Annotated in this window: 19 protein-coding genes; 7 read left to right on the forward strand and 12 right to left on the reverse strand. The window is 45.3% G+C overall.

Annotation, left to right across the window (positions count from 1 at the left end; genetic code table 11):
* The first annotated feature begins 57 nt into the window (after positions 1–57).
* Genes R7Z78_RS12585 through R7Z78_RS12600 form a run of 4 tightly spaced genes read left to right on the forward strand, consistent with a single transcriptional unit; the run spans position 58 to position 3508 of the window.
* On the forward strand, positions 58–1869 hold the full coding sequence (locus tag R7Z78_RS12585; RefSeq protein WP_005372905.1) for a penicillin-binding protein activator: 1812 nt from the start codon (positions 58–60) through the stop codon (positions 1867–1869).
* Positions 1856–2224 carry a YraN family protein gene (locus R7Z78_RS12590; RefSeq protein ID WP_005372903.1) on the forward strand — a complete coding sequence of 123 codons (369 nt, stop codon included), beginning with the start codon at positions 1856–1858 and terminating at the stop codon, positions 2222–2224. The genes R7Z78_RS12585 and R7Z78_RS12590 overlap by 14 nt, the downstream gene beginning before the upstream one ends.
* Before the next feature lie 3 nt (positions 2225–2227).
* Positions 2228–2818 carry a phosphoheptose isomerase gene (locus R7Z78_RS12595; protein WP_005372901.1) on the forward strand — a complete coding sequence of 197 codons (591 nt, stop codon included), beginning with the start codon at positions 2228–2230 and terminating at the stop codon, positions 2816–2818.
* Positions 2819–2839: 21 nt separating this feature from the next.
* A complete protein-coding gene (locus tag R7Z78_RS12600; RefSeq protein ID WP_005387407.1) occupies positions 2840–3508 on the forward strand; it encodes a BON domain-containing protein in 669 nt (222 codons plus the stop codon).
* Between the two features lie 71 nt (positions 3509–3579).
* Here R7Z78_RS12600 and sspB read toward each other — a convergent pair whose 3' ends face one another.
* The 8 genes from sspB to zapE all read right to left on the reverse strand — a co-directional run bounded on the left by sspB (position 3580) and on the right by zapE (position 10268).
* Complete coding sequence (gene sspB, locus R7Z78_RS12605) at positions 3580–4065, reverse strand: ClpXP protease specificity-enhancing factor (protein WP_005387408.1); 486 nt, start codon at positions 4063–4065, stop codon at positions 3580–3582.
* A gap of 17 nt (positions 4066–4082) precedes the next feature.
* Complete coding sequence (gene sspA, locus R7Z78_RS12610) at positions 4083–4718, reverse strand: stringent starvation protein SspA (protein WP_005372897.1); 636 nt, start codon at positions 4716–4718, stop codon at positions 4083–4085.
* A 96-nt stretch (positions 4719–4814) separates the two neighbouring features.
* Positions 4815–5552, reverse strand: a complete 738-nt coding sequence (locus tag R7Z78_RS12615; protein ID WP_005372881.1) for a cytochrome c1 — start codon at positions 5550–5552, stop codon at positions 4815–4817.
* A complete protein-coding gene (locus R7Z78_RS12620) occupies positions 5549–6814 on the reverse strand; it encodes a cytochrome b (RefSeq protein ID WP_005372880.1) in 1266 nt (421 codons plus the stop codon). The genes R7Z78_RS12615 and R7Z78_RS12620 overlap by 4 nt, the downstream gene beginning before the upstream one ends.
* A complete protein-coding gene (gene petA / locus R7Z78_RS12625) occupies positions 6814–7404 on the reverse strand; it encodes a ubiquinol-cytochrome c reductase iron-sulfur subunit (RefSeq protein ID WP_005372877.1) in 591 nt (196 codons plus the stop codon). The genes R7Z78_RS12620 and petA overlap by 1 nt, the downstream gene beginning before the upstream one ends.
* 673 nt (positions 7405–8077) lie before the next feature.
* Entirely contained in the window at positions 8078–8470 is a 393-nt protein-coding gene (rpsI, locus tag R7Z78_RS12630; protein WP_005372876.1) for a 30S ribosomal protein S9, read from the reverse strand.
* A gap of 15 nt (positions 8471–8485) precedes the next feature.
* Positions 8486–8914 carry a 50S ribosomal protein L13 gene (gene rplM, locus R7Z78_RS12635; protein ID WP_005372872.1) on the reverse strand — a complete coding sequence of 143 codons (429 nt, stop codon included), beginning with the start codon at positions 8912–8914 and terminating at the stop codon, positions 8486–8488.
* Positions 8915–9164: 250 nt separating this feature from the next.
* Positions 9165–10268, reverse strand: a complete 1104-nt coding sequence (gene zapE / locus R7Z78_RS12640) for a cell division protein ZapE (RefSeq protein WP_104975847.1) — start codon at positions 10266–10268, stop codon at positions 9165–9167.
* A gap of 195 nt (positions 10269–10463) precedes the next feature.
* On the opposite strand from zapE, the gene zapG reads away from it, so the two are divergent.
* The 3 genes from zapG to degS all read left to right on the forward strand — a co-directional run bounded on the left by zapG (position 10464) and on the right by degS (position 13730).
* Positions 10464–10907, forward strand: a complete 444-nt coding sequence (gene zapG / locus R7Z78_RS12645; protein ID WP_005379861.1) for a Z-ring associated protein ZapG — start codon at positions 10464–10466, stop codon at positions 10905–10907.
* A 200-nt stretch (positions 10908–11107) separates the two neighbouring features.
* Complete coding sequence (locus R7Z78_RS12650; protein ID WP_025768400.1) at positions 11108–12475, forward strand: Do family serine endopeptidase; 1368 nt, start codon at positions 11108–11110, stop codon at positions 12473–12475.
* Positions 12476–12665: 190 nt separating this feature from the next.
* Entirely contained in the window at positions 12666–13730 is a 1065-nt protein-coding gene (gene degS, locus R7Z78_RS12655; RefSeq protein ID WP_017633606.1) for an outer membrane-stress sensor serine endopeptidase DegS, read from the forward strand.
* A gap of 37 nt (positions 13731–13767) precedes the next feature.
* Here the strand turns inward: degS and parC are convergent, their stop codons facing one another.
* The 4 genes from parC to cpdA all read right to left on the reverse strand — a co-directional run bounded on the left by parC (position 13768) and on the right by cpdA (position 19625).
* The gene (gene parC, locus R7Z78_RS12660) at positions 13768–16053 is read right to left on the reverse strand and encodes a DNA topoisomerase IV subunit A (RefSeq protein ID WP_017633605.1); all 2286 of its coding nucleotides are present in this window, start codon (positions 16051–16053) and stop codon (positions 13768–13770) included.
* A gap of 3 nt (positions 16054–16056) precedes the next feature.
* Positions 16057–17937: a DNA topoisomerase IV subunit B gene (gene parE, locus R7Z78_RS12665; protein WP_005387417.1), complete on the reverse strand. Its 1881-nt coding sequence runs from the start codon at positions 17935–17937 to the stop codon at positions 16057–16059.
* Positions 17938–18186: 249 nt separating this feature from the next.
* A complete protein-coding gene (yqiA, locus tag R7Z78_RS12670) occupies positions 18187–18771 on the reverse strand; it encodes an esterase YqiA (RefSeq protein WP_104975846.1) in 585 nt (194 codons plus the stop codon).
* Positions 18772–18818: 47 nt separating this feature from the next.
* The gene (gene cpdA, locus R7Z78_RS12675) at positions 18819–19625 is read right to left on the reverse strand and encodes a 3',5'-cyclic-AMP phosphodiesterase (protein ID WP_005387419.1); all 807 of its coding nucleotides are present in this window, start codon (positions 19623–19625) and stop codon (positions 18819–18821) included.
* Positions 19626–19682 lie beyond the last annotated feature (57 nt).

A 19682-nucleotide genomic window follows, 5' to 3' on the forward strand; every position in this document is an offset into this window, starting at 1 on the left:
CACTTCAACGATTAATATAGAGACAATTTTGTACAAAATTATAGAGAACTCACGGCAATGATTAACCATAAGAGACTCAGTGTACCACGCATACTTACTCCTGTTGCACTAGCAATTACGCTCGCCGCCTGTTCTTCAGGTCCAAGACAGCCTGATGGCGTTGATGTAACACTTGAGCCTACTCAGTCTGTTCAGAACTATATGATCCAAGCTGATAGCACGGAAGGCAGTTTACAAAATGACTGGTTGATCATGGCAACCAAAGCCGCGATTCAAGCAAACCAGTTTGATCAAGCAGAAATGTTGATCAAGCGCCTGGCTCGTCAACAGTTAACCGAAGTTCAGCAAGCAGAGTGGCAACTAGCGCGTGCGACCATACAGCAAAAACAGGGTAATTACTCTCAGTTGCTGCAATTGTTGAATTTTAAACCTTGGTGGAAGTTACCAAATGAGCAATGGAAAGACTATTACTTGATGCGTGCCGACGCTTATCAAGGTCTTAACCAAGCGTTTGAGGCAAACCGCCAACTGGTTGCATTTGGCCAATATGCATCGTCCGCGGAGCAGAGAGAGATTTCTAGCCGTATTTGGATGAACTTTGGCAGCTATTCCGAGTACGAACTGACCTCATTAGAAACAGAGCCAAATGAAGATGTTTTGGATGGTTGGCTACAACTCGCTATTTATGCGAAAACGTTGTCGGGCAACTTATCTCAACTAAAAAATACCCTAGAACGCTGGTTAAACGAGAACCCATCGCACCCAGCCGCTATCTACACACCAGAAGAGATTCAAAACATTCTCTCTCTAGACATCGTTAAACCAAACAACACCGCTTTGTTACTGCCGCTTACTGGTAAATTCTCGCCACAAGCGCAATTAATTCGTGATGGTTTTGTGTTTGCGATGATGAATGATCGTAACCGTGATCCAAGCGCTACCCTCACGGTAATAGACACTAATGCGTATAACGCCGACCAAATTAAACAACGTTTGATCAATGAAAACATCGACTTTGTTGTTGGTCCCCTAGAAAAAGAAAACGTTGAGCTATTGCACACAACCATGGATGGCTCAGAAAATGGTCCTACGATTCCAGCCCTTGCGCTAAATATTCCCGAAGATGTGCAACCAGATAGCAATATTTGCTACTTGGCATTATCACCAGAACAAGAAGCCGCACAGGCAGCGAAACACTTGTTCAGCGAAGGCTATAACTTCCCTCTGATCCTGGCACCAAAGGGCAGCTTTGGTGAGCGCGTAACTGAAGCGTTCAACAAAGAATGGCGCAAGTACAGCTCTAATAAAGTCGCAGCAAGTTATTTTGGCGACAAGCGCCAACTTCAAAAAGACATCAATGAAGTATTTGGTCTGCAAGAAAGCAAACAACGTATTGCTCAGATGCAATCACTAATGCGTATCAAGCTTGAAACACAGCCACGTAGCCGTCGTGATGTCGATGCGGTTTATATTGTTGCTAGAAGCACGGAACTGACTTTGATCAAGCCATTTATTGAGGTAGCGATTAACCCAGACGCCAAAGCTCCTCAAATTTTCTCTAGCTCGCGTAGCAACAGTGGCGGCGCGACTTACGAAGATCTAACAGGCATCATCTACAGCGATATCCCATTACTGATTGACCCAGACCCTAGCGTGACCGCTGAAATGAACGAGCTGTGGTCAGAGCAATCTAACATGGAAAAACGTTTGAAAGCACTGGGTATGGATGCGTATAAATTGATTGGGGAGCTGCCACAAATGAAGGTCGTTCCGGGCTACTCAGTTGGCGGCCAAACCGGTATTTTAAGTATCGACAATAATTGTGTTGTACAGCGTGAGCTAAGCTGGGCTGAGCGTGGGGCTCTTTAGTAAGCGCCAAATCGGAAATCAATATGAAGCTCTGGCGAAGCAGTATTTACAACGCCAGGGCTTAAACTTTATTGAACAAAATTTTCTGACTAAGGTCGGTGAGATTGATTTAATCTTCCAACAAGGTGAAACTATTGTGTTTGTTGAAGTCAAATACCGTAAGAACAATCACTTTGGCTCGGCAGCAGAAATGGTGACGCACGCTAAAATGCGCAAGCTAGTCAAAACCGCACAAGTTTGGCTTAGCCAACAAAAGCGCTTAAAACACAATATCGATTATCGATTTGATGTCATCGCCATTCATGATAATGGGCGAGATATCAACTGGATAGAAAACGCAATCTCTGAAGGATAAGCGATGCTAGACAGCATTAAAGACAGCTTTACAGAAAGTATTCAAATTCAAATCGCAGCAGCAGAGGCGCTGCCTGATGCCATTACTCATGCAGCTCAAGCGATGGTGTCGAGCCTGCTTAATGGCAATAAAATTTTATGTTGTGGTAATGGCGGCAGTGCTTCAAACGCTCAACAATTTGTTTCTTGTCTTTTAAACCGTTTTGAAACTGAGCGCCCTAGCCTACCAGCAATGGCCTTAACCGCCGATAATACCACCCTAACCGCAGTGGCCAACGATTACCACTACCAGGAAATCTTCTCAAAACAGGTACGAGCGTTTGGTCAACCAGGCGACATTTTGCTTGCCATGTCGACTAGCGGTAACAGTAAAAATATTATCAAAGCGATGGAAGCAGCCGTAACTCGAGACATGACGATTATCGCGCTAACAGGAAAAGATGGCGGAGAGATGGCAGGACTGCTCGGTGAGAACGACGTCGAAATTCGTATTCCATCACACCGCACTGCACGTATTCACGAAGTACATATGGTAACACTCCATTGCCTTTGTGATCTTATTGACCAAGTGCTTTTCCCTGCTCACGAAGAGTAACCAAGACTGAGAGTCAGAATTATGATACGTAGCCTTGTTATCTTATTAACAGCATTGAGTTTAAGTGGTTGCGCAGGTTTGTTTATCGCAGGTGCAGCAACCACAGCGAATATTGTCACGGACACACGCACGACAAAACAAATCTGGCAGGACAATAACATCGAATTCGAAGTTGCGGCGATCGGCAATAAAGCACCGTTTAAAGGTGAAGTTCGTGTCGTTGCCAGTTCATATAATGGGACTGTAGTCCTTATGGGACAAGCTCCGACACAAGACCTTATCCTTGCTTTAGAGCGAAGGGCTCGAGAAGTTAGTGGTGTAAAAGTCATACACAATCAAATCAAACAAAAAGAGCCACTCACTGTTACCCAGATTAGCAATGACAGCTGGATCACAACCAAAGTAAAGTCAGCTTTGCTTACTGATTCTGAGCTTAATGGTGTTAAGGTTAAAGTGATCACCGAAGATGGCGACGTTTTTCTGTTTGGTTATGTCACGCCAGAGCAAGGCGATCGAGCGACAGAAATCGCGCGTAATATCTCAGGCGTAAAACAAGTCATTAAAGGGTTCCAATACGGCGAAATGGAGCCTGTTGAAGTAGACTTACCGAGTGACGGTGTACAAACAATAGAAAGTGAGGCAAGTACAGAAAGTGAAAAGAACGTCGAAGTCTTTACGATTAGTGAGTAATTTCCAAAGTCTGGCTTGAAATCATCTTCAACAAGTTAAAAAGAAAAAAGCAGCGTAACGCTGCTTTTTTATTATTTAATCACTCTTAAGCTTGGTTTGCCTTTTGGTCGAGGAGCATCGTCCTCTTCGGCATCTGAATCAGAAACTAACTCAGAAGGCTCATCGCTAACCGTTGTGAACGATGGGGATGATTCTTCCTCGGTCATCGCTTCTTCTTCGATGTGAGTGTACGCTTCTTCTGGTTCAAACATAGTACCAGCACCATTCTCACGTGCATAAATAGCTTGAACAGCATACACAGGCACGATCACTGAGTGCGGACGACCGCTAAAGCGAGCATGGAAGGTAATCGCATCATTACCTAACTCAAGATTACCCACTGCACGTGGCGCAATATTCAAAATAATTTGACCATCTTGAATAAATTCAACCGGGACACGCACCCCTGGCATTGTTGCATCCACAACCAAGTGAGGAGTCAAGTCATTGTCTACTAACCAGTCGTAAAATGCGCGAAGCATATACGGGCGGCGAGCAGTCATTTTTGCAATATCCATAACGTGTTTTAAATCGCTTAGCGAACTAGGCGCATTTCACGTTCAGCTTCAGTCAAAGAAGCAAGGAACGAATCACGTTCAAATACGCGGTTCATGTATACCTTGATTTCTTTTGAACCAGGGCCAACAAGATCGATACCAAGTTGAGGCAAACGCCACAATAGTGGAGCTAGGTAACAATCGATCAAGCTGAATTCTTCGCTCATGAAGTACTCATATTCAGCAAAAATTGGCGCTAACGTCAGAAGATCATTACGCAGCTTTGTGCGTGCTTTTTCTGATTCTTCCGCATTACCTTTCATCACTTTTTCAGCGAGTGAATACCAGTTGCGTTCGATACGGTACATCATCAAGCGGCTGTTGCCACGAGCAACAGGGTAAACCGGCATTAGAGGTGGATGAGGGAAACGCTCGTCCAAGTACTCCATGATGATTTTTGAATCGTAAAGAGCTAGCTCACGGTCAACAAGAGTTGGCACTGATTTATATGGGTTTAGCTCAACAAGCTCAGCAGGAAGGTTTGCTTCGTCAACAAGCTCAACTTCAACACTTACGCCTTTTTCAGCTAGTACAATGCGAACCTGATGGCTATACAAATCTGATGCACTTGAGAAAAGAGTCATCACAGAACGTTTATTGGCAGCTACAGCCATGGAGCCCTCCAGTACACTTACAAATAAAAACAATGGAGGCTAAGCCTCCATTGTACATCAATTAAAATTGGGAATTAGCACGGTATTTTAGCACAATTAATGCACATCGCGCCAATACTCTTTCTTGAGCATCACAACAACGATGGTTAGAAGCACTAAGAAGCCCATTACCCACCAGCCTAAAGCATGACGCTCAAGCTGCACTGGGTCACCTGAATAAACTAAGAAGTTAACGAGATCGCCAACCGCTTTGTCATATTCGCCTTCACTCAGCTCACCCGTGCCATCGGTTTCAGTACCAACAACAACTTGTACTTCTTCGCCATCTACGATTTTCGTATCGTAAATCGGCGTCGGGATGCCCTGTAGCTCTTCAAGTACATGCGGCATACCAACACTCGGGAAGACGATGTTGTTCACGCCGAATGGACGAGATGGATCAACATAGAAAGAGCGTAAGTAAGTGTATAACCAATCAGCACCACGAACTCGTGCAACCAACGTAAGATCTGGTGGTGGAGCACCAAACCAGTTTGCCGCTTGCTTCGGTGGCATAGCATTGACCATTAGATCACCGATTTTCGCTTCAGGATTGAAAATCAGGTTTTCTTTCATTAAGTCTGTTGGAATTTCCAAGTCTGTTGCTACACGCTCGTAACGCTGGTATTGCGTAGAGTGACAAGCAAAACAGTAGTTCATGAACAACTTCGCGCCGTTTTGTAGCGAAGCTTTATCCGTAAGGTCAACATTCGCTTTATCCAGCGGAACATTGGCCCCAGCTGCCATCGCTAGTGATGGCAACATAGCAAATAGAATTACAATCCACTTCTTCATTTGAATGTCACCCTCTCTGGTAATGGTTTGGTTGCTTCATTTTTGCTGTAGAAGAACAGCAACACAAAGAACATGAAGTAACACAAGCTAAAGATCTGAGATAGTAGTGTGTACGTTGGTGTCGCAGGTAACGCACCTAAAATGCCCAGAGCGATAAAGGCGATAGTGAACTGTACAATATTCAATAGATGAAGTTTGCTACGGTAACGGTATGAACGAACTTTACAACGATCCAACCAAGGTAGAACAAACAGCACTGCAATTGACGCGCCCATTAGGATAACACCTAATAGTTTGTCTGGAACCGCACGTAAGATTGCGTAGAACGGCGTGAAGTACCATACCGGAGCAATATGCTCTGGTGTCTTCAGTGGGTTTGCAGCTTCAAAGTTAGGCGGCTCAAGGAAGTACCCACCCATTTCTGGGTTAAAGAACAGCACGTAACAGAAGAAGAACAAGAAACCAGCGACACCGACCAAGTCCTTAACCGTGCCGTACGGATGGAAAGGAATCGAATCAATGATGTCATATTTCTTCGTATAGTAATCGTGGAACTTGAATTGCGTTTTGTAATCGTCGCCCATTGAGCCTTTTGGCAGCTTAGTTTCGATACCATCCGGGTTGTTTGAGCCTACTTCGTGCAGCGCCAATACGTGCAGAACAACAAGAAGAAGCAAAACAATAGGCAGGGCAATAACGTGTAGTGCGAAGAAACGGTTTAGCGTTGCACCAGAGATGATGTAGTCACCACGAATCCAAAGCGTTAGGTCATCACCGATAACAGGAATAGCACCAAACAGGGAAATGATTACCTGTGCACCCCAGTATGACATCTGACCCCATGGAAGTAGGTAACCCATGAACGCTTCAGCCATGAGAACAAGAAAGATCAACATACCGAAGATCCACAATAGTTCACGAGGTTTTTGGTATGAACCGTAGATCAAACCACGGAACATGTGAAGATACACAACAACGAAAAACGCTGACGCGCCAGTGGAATGCATGTAACGCAGAAGCCAACCGTACTCTACATCACGCATAATGTATTCGATAGACGCAAATGCACCGTCACCTGAAGGAACATAGTTCATCGTTAGCCAAATACCCGTTAGGATTTGGTTAACAAGAACCAGCATCGCCAGAGAACCGAAAAGGTACCAAAAGTTGAAGTTCTTAGGCATTGGGTATTCAGACAAATGCTTTTTATAAGCATTCATTGCAGGAATACGCTTTTCAACCCAATCTAACATTGCTTGCATTATGCATCTCCCTCATCAACACCCACAATGAGCTTGGTATCGCTCAAATACATGTGCTTAGGAACGACAAGGTTCAACGGAGCAGGTACTCCTTGGAACACTCGACCAGCCATGTCGAACTTAGAACCATGACAAGGACAGAAGAAGCCAGATCTTACGCCCTGCACCTGCTCTGAGAAAGAGTCAGGTAGATAGGTTGGTGAACAACCTAAGTGGGTACAGAAACCAACTGCGACGAAAAACTCTTCCTTAATCGAACGAAACTCATTCTGAGCGTACTCAGGCTGCTGCTCCATTTCAGATTGTGGATCGCGAAGCTTATCACCGATCGATTTTAAGTTATCCAGAACGCTTTGAGTGCGGCGAACAATCCATACAGGTTTTCCCTGCCACTCAACACGAACCAGCTGACCTGGTTCAATTTTACTTATATCCACTTCCACCGGTGCGCCCGCCGCTTTGGCTTTAGCACTCGGATTCCATGATTTGATAAAAGGCACGGCGACGGCGACTGCCCCTAACCCACCAACAACTGCCGTTGTAGCGGTTAGAAAACGCCTGCGACCGTTATTTAAAGGCGCGTTGCTCATCCAAACATTCTCCCATTTGCTCCCTTTGGATCGTTATTATTCCGCTTATAAGAGCATGGCTAACAAATAATGAATTTAGTTCTATTTATTGGAGGGAAATGATAAAGAAAACCCTACTTTTTGACAAGATAAAGCTACCTTTTTGTAACATTTGTGAGGCAAATCGCTCGCGTCGTCACAAAAGCGGCAGAATTATAAAAAATTGATGTGATTTGTAACAAGAAAGCACCACATAGAAGCCCCGCTGAAAGCAGATAAAACCTTTTATCTTGGTAGTTTTCAGTTAATTACACAGAGAAATATTTCGTATTACGCGTTCAGCTTACTGTGTTTATATTTTCAATTTTGTAGCACGCAGAATGCTCAAAAAGGAGCGTAAGTCATTTTAAAACATGTTACAGGAAGAATAAGATACAAAGACATTCTTGCTGATGAATACATCTATGCTGCATCGCAAGAGAAAGCGTGGTGAGTCGCGATTAAATAAGGCACAGATATAAAACGGCACTGGCAACCTTTCGACGAAGAGGACGAATAAGAAGGCCTGCTCGGAGTGTGATGATAAGTGAAGGCTGTTCGTTGCTTTAAATACAAAAAAGCCCGGCATAGAGCCGAGCTTTTGGTACACAGTTTCCAGAGTAACTCTGAAAGCATAATTCCCGATAAGAGGAAATTAACGCTTAGAGAACTGTGGACGACGACGTGCTTTACGTAGACCAACTTTCTTACGTTCAACGCAACGAGCGTCACGAGTAACGTAGCCAGCTGCGCGTAGAGCAGGACGTAGAGACTCATCGTATTCCATAAGCGCGCGAGTGATACCGTGACGGATAGCACCAGCTTGACCAGAAATACCGCCGCCTTTAACTGTTACGTAAAGGTCTAGCTTTTCAGTTAGTTCAACTAGCTCTAGAGGTTGTTGTACAACCATACGTGCTGTTGGACGACCGAAGTATTCGTCAAGGTTACGCTTGTTTACTACAATGTTACCGCTGCCTGGTTTAATGAAAACACGTGCAGCTGAGCTTTTGCGACGGCCAGTGCCGTAGTATTGATTCTCTGCCATTTTCGAAATCCCCAATTAGATGTCTAGTACTTGTGGTTGTTGAGCAACATGGTTGTGCTCAGCGCCCGCGTAAACTTTTAGCTTACGGTACATAGCACGGCCTAGAGGACCACGTGGAAGCATGCCTTTAACTGCAAGCTCAAGAGCCATCTCAGGTTTACGATCGATCAACTTTTCAAAAGTGATAGATTTTAGACCACCTGGGAATTCAGAGTGACGGTAGTACACTTTGTTCTTAGCTTTGTTACCAGTTACAGCAACTTTCTCAGCGTTGATAACGATGATGTAATCACCAGTGTCAACGTGAGGAGTGTATTCAGCTTTATGTTTGCCACGTAGGCGAGATGCAATTTCACTTGCTAGACGGCCAAGAGTTTTACCTTCAGCGTCTACAACGTACCAGTCGCGTTTTACAGTTTCTGGTTTAGCAACGAAAGTTTTCATGCTAACAATAACCCGTTAATTAAATTTTAAACTTTAAAGGAACACCCAATAGTGCTCCCACACTGTCTAAGAGCCCAGTCATCACCCCTTCGAGTCGTTGGTACTCTCGACCTTCAATTTCGAAATAACTTCGATAATCAGGTCTGCAGTAACGGTGGGTCGCAGGATTATAGAGAAGAGCGAAGAAAAAATCACCTTTTTTTGCGCCAAATCACTAATTTTTTCTTCACTTTTTAAGAACCCATTGGATCTAGGCCAAATGTTCACGCGCGAGATACTCATGACTTTGCATCTCAGTAAGCCGAGACAAACAGCGCTTAAATTCGAACTCTAACTGCCCGTCAGTATATAAATCGGCCATTGGCACTTCAGCAGAAATAATCAACTTAACATTGCGCTCGTAAAACTCATCGACCAGCGCGATAAAGCGTCTCGCCGCATCATCTATTTTTCGGTTCATTTGTTGAACATCTGCCAGTAATACCGTGTGGTAAATACGAGACAATTCAATGTAGTCATTTTGACTGCGAGCAGTTTGACACAACTGAGCAAACGACGCATGCAGCACCCCGTCGCTTGCTTCAATCACCGCTAGTTGACGGTGGTTAACTTCGATTTGATGAGCAACAAACTGACGCTCTCCAGTCAGCTGCTGATAATATTTGTTAAGGTTTATGCTAGCCTGCTCATCAAGCGGGTAATGGTATATTTCAGCCTGTTCTAACGTTCTTAAGCGATAATCAACGCCACTATCGACATTCAACACTTCACAACGTGCCAAAATCATATCGATCGCGGGCAAAAAGCGCGCTCTTTGCAAACCGTTACGATATAAGTTCTGCGGCTCAATGTTTGAAGTCGCGACTAGGATCATCTGCCGCTTGAACATTTCTTGAAGTAGCGTTGCAAGGAGCATCGCATCAGTAATGTCGGAAACAAAAAATTCATCAAAACAAACCACATCTGCTTCTTCTTTAAATTTATCCGCCACTTTTGATAGAGGATTTTCGACATCACCTAACAGCTTCAACTCATCATGTACTCGATACATAAATCGATGGAAGTGGACGCGCATTTTTCTTTGGGTCGGTAAAGCATCAAAAAATGCGTCCATAAGGTAGGTTTTACCGCGACCTACCCCACCCCAAAAGTAAAGGCCTTTTGGTGGTTCAGGCTTGTCGATTTTTTTCCCCATTAGCTTTTGCCATTTGGAAAGCTGAGGCACAGGCGCTGACTGAAATTCAACGATAGCATGGTAAAGCTTGTCTAATGCAACGACCGCTTGATACTGAGCTTCATCACGCTGAAATCCGTGTTCTGCTATGTCTTTTTGATATTGTTGTAGTGGTGTCATCGTATTAAGTCGTATAGAGGTATAGAGAAAAGGGTTACCTCGGGGTCAACTTTGAGAATAGAGAGAAGTAGTTATCAGTCCCCGAAGACATACTGCTATTTTTCTTTATCGGCTGTTCAAGCCATAGTAACATGGACGAGCACCGCGTGTAACTAAGTAGTAAAAGACTTGTTAAAACAACTATAAGGAGCAGTTATGCCTTGGATTTATGCCATTGTGGGTTTGCTGGTCGGTACAATCGTAGGCGTAGTCATTAGTAGACTAACCACCCCTGAATACAAGAAACAAAAGTCTGTGCAGAAAGAACTTGAAGCGGCCAAGTTTGAATTAGAGCAACAACGTCAAGAGCTCGTCGATCATTTTGCACAAACCGCAGAAATGTTGGACACCCTAGGTAAAGATTACACCAAGCTATACCAACATATGGCCAAGACCTCTTCTGAGCTTTTGCCAAACTTACCAGAACAAGACAACCCGTTTGATAAGAAAACGGCAATGTCGTCTGAAACCATTGCAGAAGATCAACCAGAGTTTAACGAACAACCAAAAGACTACGCTAATGGCGCCACCGGTCTTTTGAAGGATCAAGAGAAAGAAATCATTAATGCTCCCGAAGCGGTAACCGCAAAAGCATCATAATCCTCTCTTACTTCTATCTAGGGCCGATACATTTGTATCGGCCCTTTTTTGAACTTTTTCACCTCACCTTCGCTCTAACTTGGATGTGCACTGCCTCCCCTTTTGATTGTCCGAACTAGACCCTATATTAGTTATTAACAAAGTGAACTAACCGTTCGGATATTTCTTTTTGGCAGACATGTTTCAAGAGGAGTTATTGGATGAAAAAACCACTGCTTGCGCTCACCGTTCTATCTCTGAGTTTGGGGTCGATTATTGCCCCAGTTCAAGCCACTGCCGCATTACCTTTGAATGTGGATGGCCAACAGTTACCTAGCTTGGCACCAATGCTTGAGAAGGTGACCCCAGCTGTTGTGAGTATTGCTGTAGAAGGTAAACAAGTACAAACCAGTCGCATTCCCGAGCAATTTCAATTTTTCTTTGGCCCAGACTTTCCTATGGAACAAAGGCGAGAGCGCCCGTTCAGAGGTTTAGGGTCTGGTGTCATTATTGATGCGAAGAAAGGCCATATTGTCACTAACTACCATGTGATCAAGGGGGCAGATGAGATTCGAGTTCGCCTCTTTGACGGGCGCGAGTATGACGCTACGCTCGTTGGCGGTGATGAAATGGCCGATGTTGCGTTACTTAAATTAGAGAAAGCGAAAAACTTAACGCAGATTAAAGTCGCGGATTCCGACAAACTGCGTGTCGGTGACTTTACGGTTGCGATTGGTAACCCATTTGGACTCGGTCAAACTGTGACTTCGGGTATTGTTTCAGCCCTTGGTCGTAGTGGCTTAAACGTTGAAAACTTCGAAAACTTCATCCAAACCGATGCCGCAATTAACAGCGGTAACTCTGGTGGTGCATTGGTCAACCTTAATGGTGAGCTGATCGGTATTAATACTGCGATTTTAGGCCCTAACGGCGGTAATGTGGGTATTGGCTTTGCGATTCCATCAAACATGATGAAAAACCTCACTGATCAAATTCTAGAGTTTGGTGAAGTCAAACGCGGCATGTTGGGTGTGCAAGGTGGCGAAGTAACCTCTGAGCTAGCTGATGCATTGGGTTACGAGTCGAGTAAAGGGGCCTTTATTGGTCAAGTCGTACCGGACAGCGCAGCCGATAAAGCAGGGTTAAAAGCCGGTGACGTAATTGTATCGGTGAACGGCAAAGCGATTAATACTTTCTCAGAGCTCCGCGCAAAAGTGGCAACACTGGGCGCAGGTAAAGAAATCACATTAGGTGTGGTTCGAGATGGTAAGAATAAAACCTTTGATGTAACGCTTGGCGAATCTACGAATATGAAAGCTAAAGCGGAGACATTACATGAGGGACTCAAAGGTGCGGAATTAAGCAATACAACACCAAGTGATGTAATCCAAGGTGTTAAAGTATCGAGCGTTGCAGATAACTCTCCGGCTGCTCAATATCAATTACAACAAGGTGACATTATTATCGGTGTGAACCGTCAACGAGTGAAAAACCTTGCCGAGCTTCGTACAATCGTAGAGAAACACAAAGGTGTACTGGCTCTTAATATTCAACGTGGTGAACGTACTATTTATCTTGTCATTCGTTAACCACTTTCAAAGTGATAGAAAATAAGGTTTTCGATGCATAATGCTGAGTGATAAGGCTCGATCACTTTTCCTTATCGCTCAATAACTAATGAAAAGGGCAGCGCGATGACGTGCTGCCCTTTTGTTATTTTTCAATGTAATGCTATTCTTCATCTTCGATGCCATTTTGGCGCTCACGCATGGAGAGGATATGCTCAGCTTTTTATTACGTTCTGTCTTTTTAGGCTTGGCTACTGCCGCAGTGGTATTACTGGCGGTTCCATCTTTGCGCAACAACGTAATTCCTGCCGCGCTTGATCCTCAACCTGTTAATATCGCATCAGTCGAGTTGACGTTTAATCAAGCGGTCCGAAGAGCAGCGCCTGCAGTGGTAAACATCTACAGTCGTAAGTATGTTGAGAATGATCGCAGTAAACTCTCGACTCAAGGCCTGGGGTCAGGTGTCATTGTTAGTGAGAAAGGCTACATCATTACTAACTATCATGTGGTTGCTCAAGCTGATCAAATTGTTGTGGCATTACAAGACGGCAGAGCCGCAGCGGCTCAGCTCGTAGGGACAGACAAACGTACTGATATAGCCGTGCTGCGTGTCGAAGGTTCGAATTTGCCCGTAATCCCTCTGAACTCTAATTACAAACCACAAGTGGGCGACGTAGTACTAGCCATCGGTAACCCATACAACCTTGGACAAACCACAACGTTCGGCATTATTTCTGCCACAGGTCGTTCATCTATTAGCGACGGTCGTCAAGCATTCATTCAAACCGATGCCGCCATCAATGAAGGTAACTCTGGTGGAGCCCTAGTGAACACACAAGGCGAGCTCGTCGGCATTAACACCGCCTCTTTTCAGCAAGCGACAGACTTAGAAACTTACGGTATTTCTTTTGCGATCCCTGCGCCGCTAGCGAGTAAGATCATGCAGAAAATCATCGCTGATGGCCGCGTGATTCGTGGTTATATTGGAATCGACGGCCAAGACATTAATGCGGTCACTGCTCGCCTACTTGGAAATGAACACATAGGTGGTATTGTCGTACTTGGTATTGATCCAAATGGTCCAGCCAATGCGGCAGGCTTCCAAAAGCAGGACATCATTATCAGCATTGATGGCAATAAAGTGCAAGGGCGTCAGAGCGTTATGGATATCGTCACCGATTTACGTCCTGGCACCACCGTGGACGTCGGTATCATTCGCAAAGGAAAAGAGATGACCTTGAAAGTCACCATTGCCGAAGACAAGCAAGAAGCATAAAAAATCCCAGCCATTGGCTGGGATTTTTATTTGTGCGTTACTCGCTATCGCTCGGTGTTTCCGTCGTATCGGAATCATCTAGCTCAACTTCAATGCGAGTGACTCGCTGCAAACCTCTCGGTAATAACCCACCTCGGCGACCACGTTCGCCACGGAAGTTATCAAGATCAGACGGTTTAAGACCCAACTTTCGCTTACCCGCGTACAGCGTTAACGATGCACCTTTTGGTAAAGACATTAAGTGAGATAGTACTTCTTCTCGCTCTTTTGCTTTAGCAGCAGGAATGTTGATGATCTTATTCCCTTTACCTTTCGCCAGTTGTGGCAAGTCTTTGATTGGGAACAGCAGCATGCGACCTTGGTTAGTGATTGCTAAGATTTCATCAGAGTCTAAATCTTCAATCTCTTTTGGCGTCATGATCTCAGAGTTGGCAGGTAAAGTGACGAGCGCTTTACCACTGCGGTTTTTAGACAGCAAGTCCGCACCTTTACATACAAAGCCGTAACCTGCATCTGAACCCACCAGCCACAGCTGATCTTCTTCACTCATGATGACTTGGCGAATACTGCTACCAGCCGTAATATTCAAGCGACCGGTAATCGGCTCACCTTGACTACGAGCAGAAGGCAGTGAGTGCGATTCCAGAGAGTAACTTCGACCGTCACTACCTAGGAATACCGCAGGCTGATTACTCTTACCTCGAGCATGCGCTAAATACTTATCACCCGACTTATAGTTTAAGCCTTCGGCATCCACGTCATGGCCTTTCGCGTGACGAATCCAACCTTTCTCAGAAAGCACAACCGTGATTGGCTCACTTGGTACGAGGTCACGTTCAGTCAGCGCTTTTGCTTCTGCACGCTCAACCATTGGAGAACGACGGTCATCACCGTATTTCTCTGCATCTGCTTTGATTTCTTTTTTCAGTAGTGTGTTCAGACGACGCTCAGAACCGAGTAGCTGTTCTAGCTTCTCACGCTCTTTCTCTAGCTCGTCTTGCTCACCACGGATCTTCATCTCTTCTAGTTTTGCTAGATGACGAAGTTTGGTATCTAAAATTGCATCCGCTTGGATATCGGTAATACCAAAGCGTTCCATCAGCACCGCTTTTGGATCGTCTTCAGTACGGATGATCTCAATCACTTCATCTAGGTTGAGGTAAGCAACCAACAAACCTTCCAAGATGTGTAGACGAGCCATGACTTTGTCTAGGCGGTGTTGTAAACGACGACGCACAGTCGTACGACGAAACTCGATCCACTCAGACAGAATTTGCACCAGACCTTTAACTTGAGGACGGTTATCCAAACCAATCATGTTCAAGTTAACGCGGTAACTGCGCTCAAGATCCGTTGATGCGAACAAATGGTTCATCAACAAGTCACAATCGACGCGGTTTGACTTAGGCACGACAACAATACGCGTAGGGTTCTCGTGATCCGATTCGTCACGAAGATCGTCAACCATTGGCAGCTTCTTCGCACGCATCTGGTTAGCGATTTGCTCAAGCAGTTTGGCACCCGATACTTGGTGAGGCAAAGAAGTGATAACAATATCAGAACCTTCTTTATGCCAAACCGCGCGCATTTTGATGCTGCCACGACCGTTGCGGTAAATCTTCTCGATATCCGCTTGCGGCGAGATAATTTCTGCTTCTGTTGGGTAATCTGGACCTTTGACATACTGCATCACGTCCGGCAGTTCTGCTTTCGGGTTGTCGATCAAATGAATAGTCGCATCTGCGATTTCACGAACGTTGTGCGGTGGGATGTCTGTTGCCATACCAACGGCAATGCCGGTTACACCGTTAAGCAGGATGTGAGGCAGACGTGCTGGCAACATTTGTGGCTCTTTCATTGTGCCATCAAAGTTAGGTTGCCATTCAACCGTGCCCTGGCCAAGTTCGCCAAGCAATACTTCAGCAAACTTAGACAGTTTTGCTTCGGTATAACGCATTGCCGCAAATGATTTCGGATCATCTGGCGCACCCCAGTTACCTTGACCATCCACTAATGGATAGCGGTAAGAGAATGGCTGAGCCATCAATACCATCGCTTCGTAACACGCTGAATCACCGTGCGGATGGTATTTACCTAGCACGTCACCAACGGTACGTGCAGATTTTTTGTATTTTGCTGATGCAGAGAGACCAAGCTCTGACATCGCATAAATGATGCGTCGTTGAACCGGCTTTAAGCCATCACCAATGTATGGCAAGGCGCGGTCCATGATTACGTACATCGAGTAGTTCAGATAAGCGTCTTCAGTGAACTTGCGCATTGGCAATTGTTCGACGCCATCGTAGGTAATTTCTGTAGACATCCGTTACACCTCTGCCAAGTCGCCGTTGTTTTGTAGCCAAGAACGACGGTCATCTGCACGCTTTTTACCTAGCAGCATGTCCATCATTTCCATGGTCGCCGTAGAGTCGTCAATGGTTAACTGCACTAAGCGACGCGTGTTCGGATCCATGGTGGTTTCACGCAACTGAAGTGGGTTCATCTCACCCAGACCTTTGAATCGTTGCACGTTGATTTTGGCTTTCTTCTTCGACAAGCGCTCTAAAATGCCATCTTTTTCATCGTCATCGAGGGCGTAGAACACTTCTTTCCCGCAGTCGATTCGATACAGAGGCGGCATCGCCACATAGATATGACCCGCTTCCACTAGTGCGCGGAAGTGACGAGTAAATAGAGCACAAAGCAGCGTTGCGATGTGAAGACCATCCGAGTCCGCATCGGCAAGGATACAGATCTTACCGTAACGAAGACTCTCGAGGTTGTCGCTATCTGGGTCAATACCCAAAGCAACAGAGATATCGTGTACTTCTTGAGACGCAAGAACTTGATCGGCAGAGACTTCCCACGTGTTCAAGATCTTACCACGCAGTGGCATCACAGCTTGGAATTCACGGTCACGTGCCTGTTTTGCCGAGCCACCCGCAGAGTCACCCTCCACAAAGAAGATTTCCGTGCGACTTAAGTCCTGTGCAGAACAGTCGGTCAACTTACCTGGCAGTGCCGGGCCGGACGCTACTTTCTTACGTACGACTTTTTTCGCCGCTCTCATACGACGGTGCGCGTTAGCGATACAGACTTCTGCCAATTGCTCTGCGAGCTGAGGCTTTTCGTTCAACCAAAGACTGAACGCATCTTTTACAACGCCAGAGACAAATGCCGCGGTTTGACGAGAAGAGAGACGTTCCTTGGTCTGGCCTGCAAATTGTGGATCTTGAATTTTAACCGACAGCACGTAAGAACAGCGGTCGAAAACGTCATCACCCGTTAGCTTCACACCACGAGGTAATAGATTACGGAACTCACAGAATTCGCGCATCGCTTCCAACAAGCCTTGGCGTAAACCATTAACGTGCGTACCACCTTGAGCGGTTGGGATCAGGTTAACGTAGCTTTCGGTGATCATCTCACCGCCTTCTGGCTGCCAAATTACCGCCCAGTTTGCCGCTTCAGTATCCGCCAAGAACTCACCAGTAAATGGTTCTTCAGGAATAACTGGATAGCCTTTTACACCTTCCGCAAGATAGTCTTTAAGACCGTCTTCGTAGTACCACTTATAGTCTTTGCCATTAACTTTGTCGGTTAATGTGATTTCTAAGCCCGGGCACAAAACCGCTTTTGCGCGGAGGTTGTTGACTAGGCGCGTCACAGAGAAGTTAGCCGAATCGAAGTACTTCGCATCAGGCCAGAAATGCACGCTGGTACCGCGATTGCGACGACCACATGTGCCAGTTACGGTCAGATCAGACACTTTCTCGCCGTGTTCAAATGCAATTTCATACACTTGACCATCACGACGAACTGTTACTTCAACGCGTTTTGACAACGCGTTTACTACAGATATACCTACCCCGTGCAAACCACCAGAGAATTGGTAGTTTTTGTTAGAGAACTTACCACCCGCATGTAGCTTACATAGAATTAGCTCTACGCCTGATACTTTCTCTTCTGGGTGGATATCAACAGGCATGCCTCGACCATCATCGATCACTTCGAGTGATTGGTCAGCATGTAGGATGACTTGTACTTTTGAGGCATGTCCGGCTAGCGCTTCATCGACACTGTTGTCGATAACTTCTTGGCCCAAATGGTTTGGGCGCGCTGTATCCGTATACATCCCTGGTCGGCGACGTACTGGCTCTAAGCCATTCAGTACTTCAATGGCACCAGCATTATATTGTTCAGTCATAATACGGAATTATTCTCAAAGTTTACTTGTTGCCTGAGTATCACCAATGGGCGTACCCATACTCAGGAAACGAAAAAGCCACCCTGTTCACATCACTAAGAGTTTGTAAACATGATGCATAACAAAGTAGCCAGGGTCCTCGACCCTTAAGATCTTTTGGCAAAACATAGTCGGAAAGCATACCGCCCATGTCAAGAAACGGTTGGATATATCAATAAAAACTATGAGCCTTTTCCAATCGCTTTCGAATTACAGTTCTAGAAATTCGATAATCTGTGCAGGATAACGCTCAAAGCCTACAAAACTGTGATCACCGCCTTGTTCTACTGTTTGCTTAGCGTCTGCAAACTTATCTACCGCTTGTCGATAGTCTAAAACCTCATCTTCTGTTTGTTGCAATAACCAAAAAGAATGTGGCGACGCGATGCTTTGTACATCAAGAGCTTTTAACTCGTCAATATGACAAGCTTCAAGTGTATAGGTTTCATGCGTATATGGGTTAGTTTGCTTACCCAAATAATCTACTAGCAACTCATAAGGCTTGACTGCGGGGTTGACCACTACCGCTTTAAACCCAAACTTGTCATTTAGCCACGTTGACATAAAACCGCCTAATGAGCTGCCCACTAGACCAATTTTATAGTCGTCTTTATATTGCTCGATAATATCCGACAACATTTTCGCCGCTTGCTGAGGATAACAAGGTAACTGGGGAACAATCACCTTAATATCAGGCCTATGTTGCTCGCAGTAGGCTCTCATCACATTCGCTTTCATGGAGAGTGGAGAGCTATTAAAGCCATGGATATAGAGAAGAAGTGAAGGTTTACTCATAGATATCTCGCACAAAAAAGCGAGCCCGAACAGAGAGCTCGGGCGCGTTAGTAGCCGTTAGAAGAGAAGTCTGGTTGGAACTGGCCATCAGGAAGCCGACCTACTTGGGTCGTAATATCGCCACAAGCGTGTAGTTGCAGCTCCCGCCAACCAGGCGAAGTGGTATCAAGGGCAAAATCATCCGAGTTAGGCTTAAACTGAACACAAGTTGAGGGTGTTGCCATCACTCGAATACCCTTGTGAAGCACATTCATATCTTGATGAACATGGCCACAGAGAATGCCTTTCACGTTATCAAAACGCTCGACAACCTGCCAAAACGCTTCGGCATCTTTTAAAGTATGTTGATCAAGCCACGCGCTTCCCACCAGTAACGGGTGATGATGCAACAAAACAAGTGTGTGTCTTTCTGGGTGTTCGGCTAGCTTTTCTTCGAGTAGCGTTAATTGCTGATCACTCAAGCGCCCATGAGGAACGCCAACCACTTGCGAGTCTAAAAGAATTAACTGCCAATGCTCGCCAAGCAATACATGCTCTGCGGCTTTGATTTGTGGCGAAGGCAAAACACTGCCCATATTAGGCTTGTAATCATGATTACCAGGTAGCCAAAAACAGTCTTTCTCTAGCGGTTCAATGCCGTTGGCAAAGCGCTGATAAGATTCTGCACTATGGTCTTGGGAAATATCCCCCGTCGCCAAGATGTAATCAAACGCCACGTTGCGGCGTAAAACATCAGCAACAACAGCATTGAAGCTATCGACTGTTTTTACGCTTAGCAAACTTCCCTCATCGGCAGCAAACAGATGAGTATCCGTAATTTGTAAAAGTTTGATGCTGTCACTAGATGATTGCAAAATGAAAACCTGATTCGTCCACTATATCGTTATTTGTTATTTTCCTTTAGTGACGTG

Origin of the sequence: Vibrio sp. 1167 (genome assembly GCF_033340375.1) — a bacterium.
Lineage (GTDB): Bacteria > Pseudomonadota > Gammaproteobacteria > Enterobacterales > Vibrionaceae > Vibrio > Vibrio alginolyticus.